At 70.7% G+C, this 10,517-nt stretch carries 10 protein-coding genes; 7 read left to right on the top strand and 3 right to left on the bottom strand.

What is annotated here, in order from left to right:
• The first annotated feature begins 806 nt into the window (after positions 1-806).
• From FPZ12_RS21325 to FPZ12_RS21350, 6 genes are all read left to right on the top strand, one after another.
• Positions 807-1,850 carry an Lrp/AsnC family transcriptional regulator gene (locus FPZ12_RS21325; RefSeq protein ID WP_208025941.1) on the top strand — a complete coding sequence of 348 codons (1,044 nt, stop codon included), beginning with the start codon at positions 807-809 and terminating at the stop codon, positions 1,848-1,850.
• Between the two features lie 88 nt (positions 1,851-1,938).
• Entirely contained in the window at positions 1,939-3,327 is a 1,389-nt protein-coding gene (locus FPZ12_RS21330; protein ID WP_144749202.1) for an MmgE/PrpD family protein, read from the top strand.
• A gap of 9 nt (positions 3,328-3,336) precedes the next feature.
• The gene (locus tag FPZ12_RS21335) at positions 3,337-4,203 is read left to right on the top strand and encodes an isocitrate lyase/PEP mutase family protein (RefSeq protein ID WP_144749203.1); all 867 of its coding nucleotides are present in this window, start codon (positions 3,337-3,339) and stop codon (positions 4,201-4,203) included.
• Positions 4,204-4,214: 11 nt separating this feature from the next.
• On the top strand, positions 4,215-5,456 hold the full coding sequence (locus FPZ12_RS21340; protein ID WP_243769951.1) for a 3-isopropylmalate dehydratase large subunit: 1,242 nt from the start codon (positions 4,215-4,217) through the stop codon (positions 5,454-5,456).
• Positions 5,453-6,004: a LeuD/DmdB family oxidoreductase small subunit gene (locus FPZ12_RS21345; RefSeq protein WP_144749205.1), complete on the top strand. Its 552-nt coding sequence runs from the start codon at positions 5,453-5,455 to the stop codon at positions 6,002-6,004. Before FPZ12_RS21340 ends, FPZ12_RS21345 begins: the two co-directional genes overlap by 4 nt.
• Positions 6,001-6,684, top strand: a complete 684-nt coding sequence (locus FPZ12_RS21350; RefSeq protein WP_144749206.1) for an MBL fold metallo-hydrolase — start codon at positions 6,001-6,003, stop codon at positions 6,682-6,684. Before FPZ12_RS21345 ends, FPZ12_RS21350 begins: the two co-directional genes overlap by 4 nt.
• On the opposite strand, the gene FPZ12_RS21355 is transcribed toward FPZ12_RS21350, so the two are convergent.
• The 3 genes from FPZ12_RS21355 to FPZ12_RS21365 all read right to left on the bottom strand — a co-directional run bounded on the left by FPZ12_RS21355 (position 6,681) and on the right by FPZ12_RS21365 (position 10,254).
• Positions 6,681-7,313 carry an aromatic ring-hydroxylating oxygenase subunit alpha gene (locus FPZ12_RS21355; RefSeq protein ID WP_166462852.1) on the bottom strand — a complete coding sequence of 211 codons (633 nt, stop codon included), beginning with the start codon at positions 7,311-7,313 and terminating at the stop codon, positions 6,681-6,683. The genes FPZ12_RS21350 and FPZ12_RS21355 overlap by 4 nt on opposite strands.
• A 74-nt stretch (positions 7,314-7,387) precedes the next feature.
• Positions 7,388-8,038 carry an O-methyltransferase gene (locus tag FPZ12_RS21360; protein ID WP_144749208.1) on the bottom strand — a complete coding sequence of 217 codons (651 nt, stop codon included), beginning with the start codon at positions 8,036-8,038 and terminating at the stop codon, positions 7,388-7,390.
• Positions 8,039-8,049: 11 nt separating this feature from the next.
• On the bottom strand, positions 8,050-10,254 hold the full coding sequence (locus FPZ12_RS21365) for a molybdopterin-dependent oxidoreductase (RefSeq protein WP_150980438.1): 2,205 nt from the start codon (positions 10,252-10,254) through the stop codon (positions 8,050-8,052).
• Between the two features lie 110 nt (positions 10,255-10,364).
• Here FPZ12_RS21365 and FPZ12_RS47110 point away from each other — a divergent pair.
• Positions 10,365-10,517, top strand: a 153-nt coding sequence (locus FPZ12_RS47110; protein ID WP_424923625.1) for an enoyl-CoA hydratase-related protein, incomplete at its 3' end; no start/stop codon positions are given.

Here is a 10,517-nt window from a genome sequence, read left to right on the forward strand (position 1 = left end):
TCGGGGGCACGGTGATCTTTCCGGTGACCGGGCCGTCCGGGCGCGCGTTGGCGGCGCCGGTCGCGCGCACGCCCGCGGGCGGGGTGGGCGCCGCGATGACGGAGCTCCGCTCGGCCGAGACTCCGAGGGCAAGCGCGGCCCCGGCGGCTTCCGTGCCGTGGAGGTCGGCCGCCACGGTCACGTCGCCGGGAACCAGCTCGCGCACGCGGTCCGCCAGGCGGGGGCTGAAAGCTACAGGCGTAGGGCTGAGCTGCCGCAGGGGCTCGAACGTGCCCTCTTACAGCGCGAGTGGCGGCGAGCCCGTCGCCGAGCGTCGCGAGCTGGACGGCGAACACGCCCACACCACCGGCGGCGACCCGGACGCGGAGCGCGCCGGGCTCACGAAAAGCGCGTTCTTCCGCCATTTCCCGGACAAACGGGAGGTGCTTTTCTGCGGCGGCACGACGACCGGGCTCCTCGTCGACGGGATCACTGCGGCTCCGGCCGCTGGGAGCCGTGGCCCATGCCCTGGACGTGATCGGGAAAGGAGCGTTCCCGGAGCGCCGCGACTTCCGCGCCCCGGCGGCAGGCCGTGATCGGTGCCAACCTGCAGTTGCGAGAAGGCGTGACGCGGAAGGGCCTTGGTCTCGCCGCCTTGATGATCCACGCGCTGAAGGGCCGTGGCGTATCCGGTCTGACAGCGCGAGTGGCGGGGAAGCCCACCACCCGGCGAGCACTTCACGAAGGCGGCAGGCACGAAGATCCGTCCACATTAGACGGATCCGCGCGCGGTAGCCGTGGCTGGAAGGCTGCGCGATGATGGCGCGGTGGGACGTGAGGCGGATTTCGACGAGGTCGACGTGTCCATTCTGGATGCGATGCACGTCAACCCGCGGGTGAGTTTCGAGACGCTGGGGCCGGCGCTCGGGTTGTCGCCCGCGACGGTGTCGCGGCGCTGGCAGCGGTTGTCGGCGTCGGGGCTGGCGTGGGTGTCGTCGGTGCCAGGGCCGCAGGCCGCGCTGGTGGGTGCGGTCCTCGAGATCGCGGCCGTGCCGGGGCGGACGGACACAGTCGCGCGCGCGTTGTCCGGGATTCCGCATGTGGTGTCCGTGTATTTGACCAGCGGCGACCATGACGTGGCAGCGCTCGTGCTGGCCACGGACATGCGTGAGCTGACGACGCTGCTGTTCGGCATCCCGGCCGCGATCGACGGGCTGGCCAAGGTGCGCACGCACATCGGGATCGTCTGGTACAGCGACGTGCATTGGCGGCTCGGCGCGCTCAGCGCGGGCGAAGAGCGCACGGTGCGAGACGGCGAGCCGCCGGGTAAGCCGGCGTTGAACCGCGGCCAGGCGTACACCGAGAGCGACCGCGCTTTGTTCCTGGCGTTGCAGCCGGACGGGCGGGCGCGCTACCGGGATCTCGGGGAGCGGCTGGGTGTGCCGGAGCACGTGGTGCGGCGGCGGATGGCGGCGTTGGTGCGCCGCGGCATGCTCGCGTTCCGGACCGATTTCGCGCGGTGGGAAGGCGGCTGGCCGGCGCAGGTGATCCTCTGGCTCTCAGCCTCCGGCGACGGCCTGCACGAGGCGGGGCGGGAGATCGGCGGCTGGCGGGAGGCGCGGATCTGCCTGTCGGTGGTGGGCATGGCGAACCTGTTCGTCGTGGTGCAGTTGCACCGGCTGGCCGAGCTCGGCGAGCTGCTGGCGCGGATCCGGTCCCTGCCCGAGGTGACCGTCGTGGACCAGCGGGTGGTGCTGCGCCCGGTGAAGTCCTGGGGCCGCCTGCTGGACGGCGACGGGCACGCGGCCGGCCTGGTGCCCGCCGACCTGTGGACCCCGGTCACCCCGGAAAACCTCGGCACCGGCGGCTGATCCGTCGCATTCCTGCGACAACACGCCGGGCAGCGGACATTCCTTGCAGTTCGGCGGGTGCGCCCGGCCCGGGGGTTTCACTACGACCATGACGACTTCCGTGACCGTGCCCTTGGCGCAGTGGGTCGCCGGGCTCAGGGCCGAAGACATTCCCGAAAAGACGCTGAACCGGGCGAAACACCTGTTGCTCGACGGCGTGGCGTGCGGGCTCGTGGGGGCACAACTGCCGTGGTCGCGGGTGGCGGCCGACGCGGTGCTGGCGCTGGAGGGCACCGGCGACGCCGCCGTGATCGGCACCGGCCGGACGACGAGCGCACCCGCGGCCGTCCTGCTGAACAGCACATTCATCCAGGGCTTCGAGCTGGACGACTTCCATCCGCTGGCGCCACTGCACAGCAACTCGCTGATCCTGCCCGCGTTGCTGGCCACCGGCGGCACGGGCGCGGACGCGCTCACGGCCGCGGTCGCGGGTTTCGAGGTGGGGCCCCGGGTCGGGCTCGCCTTGCACGGGGCGGAGATGCTGTCGCGCGGCTGGCATTCCGGACCGGTGTTCGGCACGCATACGGCGGCGATGGCGGCCGGCAAACTGCGCGGGCTGGACACCGCGCGGCTGGAGGACGCGCTGGGGATGGCGGGCACGCAGTCCGGCGGGCTGATGGCCGCGCAGTACGAGGCGATGTCCAAGCGGATGCAGCACGGTTTCGCCGCCCGCAACGGTTTCTACGCGGCCGGGCTCGCCGCGGCGGGCTATACCGGGATCAAGCAGGTGTTCGACCGACCGTACGGCGGGTTCCTCGCCGTCTTCGGGGAGGGCCACGACCCCGATCCCGCGCAGATCACCGCCGGACTCGGCGAGGTGTGGCACACCGACGTGATCATGGTGAAATCCTATGCGGCGCAAGGGGGTTTGCACGGCACCGTGCAGGCGGTGCTGGAGCTGCGCGCGGAACACGAGATCGATCCGGCGGCGGTGGAGCGCATCGAAATCCGGGTGGGCGACGCGGTCTACCACCACGGCTGGTGGAAGCCGGAGCGGCCGCTGACGCCGATCGGCGCGCAGATGAACCTCGGCTACGCCGCCGTGGTGGCGCTGCTGGACGGCACGGTCATGCCCCAGCAGTTCACCGATTCCCGCCTCGACGCCGACGACGTGTGGGCGCTGCTGGAGCGGGTCGACGTCCAGCTGGACGACGCCATCGAGAACGGTCCCGCGCCGGAACGGTTCGCCACCGAGCTGACGATCACGCTGGCCGGCGGTACGGCGTTGCACCGGCGGATCACGCAACCCCACGGTGGCCCGTCGGATCCGGTGACCGACGAAGAACTCGTCGGCAAGTACCGGGCGCTGGCCGGCCCGCTCGTGCCGCCCGCCCGCCTGGCGGCGATCGAGGACGCGGTCCTGGGCCTGGACGCCCTCGACGACCTGGGTGAGCTGACCGAACTGCTCGCGCCGCCGGTGGCGCGCGTGCTGGACTGAGAGGGACCGATGACCACGACCACGGCGCGCGCCGCACTGCGCGCGCGGTTGAAGAGCGGCGAACTCGTTGTCGCGCCAGGGGTGTTCGACGGGATCTCCGCGCATCTGGTGCGGCGGCTGGGATTCACGGCCGGGTACCTGACCGGGGCCGGGGTGGCCGCGTCCGGGTTCGGCCTGCCCGACATCGGGCTGGTCACGCAGACCGAGATGACCGAACGCGCCCGGATGATCGCCAGGGTGCTCGGCGACGTGCCGTTGATCGCCGACGCCGACACCGGGTACGGCGCCGCGCTGAACGTGGTGCGGACCGTGCAGGAGTACGAAGCGGCCGGGGTGGCCGCGATCCAGTTGGAGGATCAGGCTTTCCCGAAGCGGTGCGGGCACTTACCGGACAAGGAACTGATCGGGACCGACGAGTTCCTGGTCAAGCTGCGGGCCGCGCTGGACGCCCGCACCGACCCGGATCTGGTGGTCATCGCGCGGACCGACGCGCGGGCGCCGCTGGGGCTGGACGCGGCGATCGAGCGCGCGAACGCCTACGCCGAAGCGGGCGCGGACGTGCTCTTCGTGGAAGCTCCACAAGGGACGGACGAGATCGAGCGCATCGCCGCCGAGGTCAAAGCGCCGTTGCTGCTCAACCTCGTCATCGGCGGGCTGACGCCGCTGGAGTCGGCGGAACGCCTGCGGGAGCTGGGTTTCGCGATCGCGATCCATCCGTCGCTCGCGCTGGGCGCCGCGGCGTGGGGCATGGTGAGCGGGCTGGCGCAGCTGGCCGGGCGGGACCCGCAAGAGCTCGCGCCCAGCAGCCCGGGGGATTTCTTCAACCTGGTCGGGCTCGCCGAATGGTCGGCGGCCGGCGAGAAGTACGCGAGGTGAGTGCCGTGAGCATGACGATGATCGAGAAACTCCTGGCGCGGAAGGCGGGGCTGCCGTCCGTGCGCCCCGGGGACACGGTGACCGTCGAGGTCGACCTGTGCGTGCTGATCGACCTGCAGTTCGCGACCGTCTGGCTGCCGCCGTCCCGCATCCACGACCCGGACAAGGTCGCGATCGTCATGGACCACGCCGTGCCCGCGCCGTCGCTGAAGGACGCCGAGGGCGGGCCGCGTGCGCGCAAATTCGCCGCGGATTTCGGGATTTCCCGGTTCTTCGACGTGGGGCGGCACGGGATCTGCCACCAGGTGATCGCGGAGAACGGGCTCGCCCGGCCCGGCGAAGTGCTGGCCTGCACGGACTCGCACACCTGCGCCGCCGGCGCCTACAACACCGCTGCCCGTGGCCTCGGCCCGGCCGAGGTGTACTCCATCATGTGCACGGGCTCGACCTGGTTCCAGGTCGCGCCCACGGTCCGCTACGAACTGGTCGGCGCCAAGCCCGCCGGCGTCAGCGGGAAGGACATTTTCCTTTACCTGGCGGCCGAATACGGCGACGCGACCAACCAGAACCTCGAGTTCGGCGGGCCGGGGCTGGCGAGTATCCCGATGAACGACCGGCGCACGATCGCCACCCAGGCCGCCGAGGTGTCCGCGGATTTCGCGACCTTCGCCGCCGACGACGTGCTCCGCGAGTTTCTCGCCGAACGCGGCGTGACCGGCTACACGGCGGCCGACGCGGATCCCGATGCGTCCTATGTGGAGGTTCGCGAGATCGATCTGTCCACAGTGGAACCCTATGTGGCGCGGCCGGGAACCGTGAGCCACAACGGGGTCCCGGTGTCGCGGATCGAGTCGCGGCGGATCGACCAGGCGTTCATCGGTTCCTGCGCGAACGGGCAGCTGGAGGACCTGCGGATCGCGGCTTCGGTGCTGCGCGGCAAAACCGTGGCGCCCGGGGTGCGGCTGCTGGTGACCCCTGCCTCGCAGGAGGTGTACCGGGAGGCGATGCGACGCGGCTACCTGCAGGACATCGCCGACGCGGGCGGGGTGGTGACCAACTCGACCTGCGGTGCCTGCTTCGGTTACCACCTGGGTGTGGTCGGGCCCGGCGAGGTCTGCCTGACTTCGTCCACGCGCAACTTCACGGGCCGGATGGGCAGCACCGAGGCCGAGATCTACATGGCCTCGCCCGCGACGGTCGCGGCGTCCGCCGTCGCCGGGGTCATCACCGGCGCGCGGGAGGTTTCGGCATGAGCTCGACGATCAGCGGCCGGGTGTGGGTGTTCGGAGATTCGCTCAACACGGACGCGATGTACCCGGCGTTCGCGATGAAGATGGATATCCCGGAGGCCGCCAGGCACGTGTTCTACGAGGTCCGTCCAGGATGGACGGACCAGGTGCGGCCGGGCGACATCGTGGTGGCGGGCAAGAACTTCGGCGTCGGGTCCTCGCGGCCGGTGGCCGCGCTGTTCCGGCAGCTGAAGGTGGCGGCGCTGGTCGCGGAGGAGTTCAATTCCCTGTTCCTGCGCAACGCCATCAACTCCGGGCTGCCCGCGCTCACCGTGCCGGGAGCGACGGACCTGTTCTCCGACGGCGATTTCGGCCGCTTCGACATCGCCACCGGCGACTACGCGAACGAAACCACCGGGATCGAAGGGAGAACCGCGCCGCTCCCGCCGCTGGTACTGGAGATCCTGGCCAGCGGCGGCGTGCTGGCAAGGCTGGCGGAACAAGGATATCTGCCGATCGAACTGCTCGACACACTCAAATCCGGTGCGCTGCCGCAGGGAGGCGGGGCATGACCACCGAGATCGCGCCCGGAGTGCGGTGCCTCGCGACCACCAAGCGGGACAACGCTTTCCTGCTCGACGGCGACGAGGGTTACACGCTGGTCGACGTGGGCTGGGGGTCGGCGCCGAAACGGATCGAGGCGGCGCTCGGGAGCCTGTCGGACATTCGTCGCGTCGTGCTCACGCACGCCCATCCCGACCACGTCAAGGGAGCGGCGGAACTGGCGGCGCGCACGGGAGCGCGGCTGTTCATCCATGCCGCCGACGCGCCCTGGCTCGCGGCGGGCCGGGTGCCGCCCGCGGGGCGTGCCGGTTTCGCGGGCCGGCTGCTCGACCGGGTTCCGCTGGTGCACTGGACCCCGGTCACCGCCGACGTGCTTCTGCGCGATGGGGACAGCGTGGCGGGCGCCGGCGGCCTGCGGGTGATCCACACGCCAGGGCACACGCCGGGACACATCGCCCTGCACTACGAACCCGGGAACGCCGTGCTCGTCGGTGACGCGATATTCAACCGGGCGGCGGAGCTGGGCATCGGGCCCGCTGCGCTGGCCGCCGACCCGGCCCAGCGCCCGGCGAGCCTTGGTCGGCTGCCGCGTGATGTCGCTGCTGTCGGGCTCGCGCATGGGGATGCCTTACGTGGCAACGATCTCGACCGCTACCACGCGCTTTTGGACCGCTGGGAAACGACCTAGGCGGTGAGGCTTCGCCAGCGGGCCTCAGCCGCGTCGTGGTCGGTCGCCGGTGCTCCGGCGGGCACGAGGATCCAGAGGGCCAGTTCGGAGGTTTCGCCGCGCAGTCCGCTTGCCCACAGTGTGCGTACTTCGAGGTGGCTGCCCGAGTCGGTGATGTGGAGGCCGTTGACGGAGGTGCCGTCGGGGAGTGTGGCTCGTGCGTCGTCGAGGGTGTGGTCGAGTTGTGTTCGGCTGGTGTGTAGGAGGGTCGTGGAGTCGAGGGCTGCCAGTGCGTCGGTGTCGAGGTCCAGTTCGGTGCCGGGTTCGGTGGTTGTCCATACGATGCCGTGGCGCACTGTGGATGCGCGGTGCAGGAGTGAGCGGTCTACGCGGTCGACGCCGATGAAGCCGTCGTCGAAGGGCATGGAGCGGATGCCGCCGTCGCGGCCGTAGCACCAGCGGTGGTAGGGGCAGCTGAACATTTTGCGCCGGCCCGAGGGTTGCAGTTCGACGCGGGCGCCGCGGTGACGGCACACATTGGACAGCACGGCGATCGATCCGTCGTCCTGACGCACCACCAGCAGCGGCGCTCCCGCCACGTCGACCGTCACGAACGAACCGGGCTGGGGAAGCTCCGCTTCGTGCGCCACGGGAACCGCCGTGCCGTCAGTGTGTTCCTGCATCGCTCTCCCCGATTTACGTAAGACGCAATTTGTCTCTTGTCTCATTCTGCGACGGACAACAGCCCGATGTCCACCACGGTGGTGCGCAGTGGGCTGTCCGCGGCCCGGACCAGGTCGAGGTAGTCGGGCTCCCGGCCGTCGTTCAGCACGAGCGCGCCGGACCGCAGGCGCGGGACGAGAACCTCCATCGTGCGGCGGGCCCTGGACGGTGCGGCGAGCTCCGGCCACCCGTCGACGGAGACCAGGTCGATGGGGCCCTCGACGTCCGCCAGGACCTCCTCGGGCTCACCGCACCTGAGGTCGGCGTACTCGCTGAGACCGGCGTCGGCCAGGTTATTCCGCGCCGCGCGGATGCGATCCGGCCGCGAGTCCGCGCCGATCACCGTCCCGCCGCCGTTGTCGCGGAGCGCCGCGGCAAGGTAAATGGCAGTCGCGCCTTCCGAACTGCAGAACTCCACCACGGTTCGCGCTCGCGTGGCGCGGCAGAGCAGGTAGAGGAGCTCTCCTTGGGTAGGGCTGAGGGAGTAGCCGAAGTCGCCCATGGCATCCGGGTCTTCGGCGGGCGCGTCCCGTTTCTCGTCCGCGGCCCGCTGCGCCCGGGTGTACAGCGCCTCGAGCACCAGCTCGACGCGCGGGTCGCGGAGTACGTGTGCCGTGCCGGCGAGGATGTGGTTGATCAGCTGGCGAGCCATGGGTGCCTCCGTCACGCTGGTTCGACTTCGACGGGAAACCCGTTGAGGACGGCGGTTCCGGTGAGGGGTTCGAGGAACACGTCATCGACGAGCAGGTTGACATTGGCGCCCGGGACCGCCTCCGCCGCCGGCACGCCCAGCGAGCCGCCGTCGTGGCCCCAGCCGTGGGGGAGGCTCACCACGCCTTCCCGGACTTCGGTGGTGGTGCGCACTTCGACGGTGACCTCGCCGGCGTTCGTCCGGACGCGGGCGAGGTCACCGTCCGACAGGGAGCGGGCGGCGGCGTCCCGCGGATTCACGAACAGCGCGTAGTGGCCCGCGTCAGGCTGAGGCAATGCGTTGTGCAGCCACGAGTTCAGGGTGCGTACCTGACGCCGGTTGATCAGCACGAGGCCGGTCCTGCGCCGGGTCAGCCCCTCGTCGAGCCGGGCGAGGTCGGCGACCAGTTCTTCCGGCGCGAGCTGGATGCGTCCGTTGGGTGTCCGCAGCACCTCCGGCAGGCGTGGCCGGAGCGGCCCGAAGTCGATGCCGTCCGGCGCCGCTTCGAGGTCGGCGAGTGTGAGTCCGCCGGGTACCTGCCCGAACCGGTCGCCGTACGGGCCGCTGCGCACGCGCATGTCGAGGAGGCGCTCGGGTCCGGTGCGAGGTTCGACGGCGGCGAGCACCTGATCCACGTCGCGGCCGGTGAGTTTCGCCGCGCGGCGGGCCGCCGAGACGGCTGCTTCGTGGTCGAGTTCGCCGATCGGGCGGGTGGACTCGCCGCGCGCGATGGCGGCCAGGCGGAGGATGGTCTGCCATTCGGGCATTTCGTGCGGGCCGTGTTCGGTCACCGGCGCGGAGTACCGGGCGACGTTGCGGACGGAATAGAGGTTGGTGGTGAGGCCCATCTGCCCGCGGGTGGCCAGGCGGGGCGGGGGGAGGAGCACGTCCGCGTGGCGGGTGGTTTCGTTGAGATAGGCGTCCACGCTGATCATGAAGTCCAGCGTGCCCAGCGCTTTTTCGAGGCGGGCGCTGTTCGGGACGGAGCGTGCCGGGTTGCCGGCGACGGTGATCAGAGCCCGGATCCGGCCTGGGCCCTCGGTGTCGATCTCTTCGGCGAGGCAGGCGGCCGGGAACTCGCCGACCATTTCGGGGTGCCCGCGGACGCGGCTCTTCCAGCGGCCGTGTGGCCAGCCTTTGCGGCTCGCCGGCCAGGTGGTCGGGCCTCCGGCGGGCGGGAGGGTGAACATCACGCCGCCCTCGCGGTCGAGGTTGCCGGTGACGATGTTCAGCACGTCCACGAGCCAGCTGGCGAGTGTCCCGAATTCCTGGGTGCAGGTGCCGATCCGGCCGTGTACGGCGGCGGCTTCGCTCGTCGCGATGTCCCGCGCGAGCGTCGTGATCGTGTGCTCGTCGACGCCGCAGACGGGGGCCACGACTTCGGGCGGATACCGCTTCGCGAGCTCGCGGATGGTGTCCAGGCCGTCGACGAAGTCCGCCGCGCGGCCGAGGTCGACGAGGTTTTCCCGGACGATGACCGACAGTGTGCCGAGCAGGAAGCAGGCGTCGGCGCCGGGCAGGATGGGGATGTGCAGGTCGGCGGCCCGCGCGGTCCGAGTGGCGGCGGGATCCACGACGACGAACCGGCCGCCGCGTTCCTGCAGCGCGCGCAGGCGGCCCGCCATGCCGGGCGCGGACATCGTGCTGCCGTTGGACACGAGGGGGTTGGAGCCCAGGATGACCAGCAGCCTGGTGCGGTCGATGTCCGGCACGGGAAAGCTCATCCCGGTGCCGAACAGGGCGGCGAGGGTGTAATGCTTCGGCATCGTGTCGAGCATCGAGGGTGAGTACACGTTCCGCGTCCCCAGCGAGACCAGCAGCGTTCCCTGGTAGAGCTGGTGATCGAGGTTGAACGACGCCGGGTTGCCGGTGTAGATCGCGACCGCGTTGCGGTCCTCGGCCAGCAGCGGCGGTAACCGGCGGGCGATCTCGTCGAACGCTTCGTCCCAGCCGGCGGGCTCGAACCGCCCGTTCCGTTTGATCAGGGGTGTCCGCAGCCGGTCGGGATCGTTGTCGATCGCCGCGAGCCCCAGCCCTTTCGCGCAGGAATGCCCGGCGCTCAGCAGGTCCGCCGGGTTGGGGTCGACGGCGGCCAGAGAACCCGACGGCGAAACGGTGACGAGGAGCCCGCACGAGGCTTCGCACAACGGGCACAGCCGATGTTTGGTCCGGTGCAACGCTGACCTCCCGGGAGCCGGCGGCTACGTGATGATGATACACAAGACAATATCTGTAATAATGTCTAGTGTAGGGCACGACCAACGAAGGTGGTGGCGTGGAACCGCTGGTGCGTTTCGAAGATGCCGGCTCGGGTGTCGGGCTGATCGAGATCTGCCGCCCCGAGGCCCACAACGCCTTGAACCGGATCGCGCAGGACGAGTTCAGCGCGGCACTGGCTCAGGCCGGGGAGGACCCGTCGATCCGGTGCCTGGTGGTGGCC

This window comes from Amycolatopsis acidicola, from assembly GCF_007713735.2.
Classification (GTDB): Bacteria; Actinomycetota; Actinomycetes; order Mycobacteriales; family Pseudonocardiaceae; genus Amycolatopsis_E; species Amycolatopsis_E acidicola.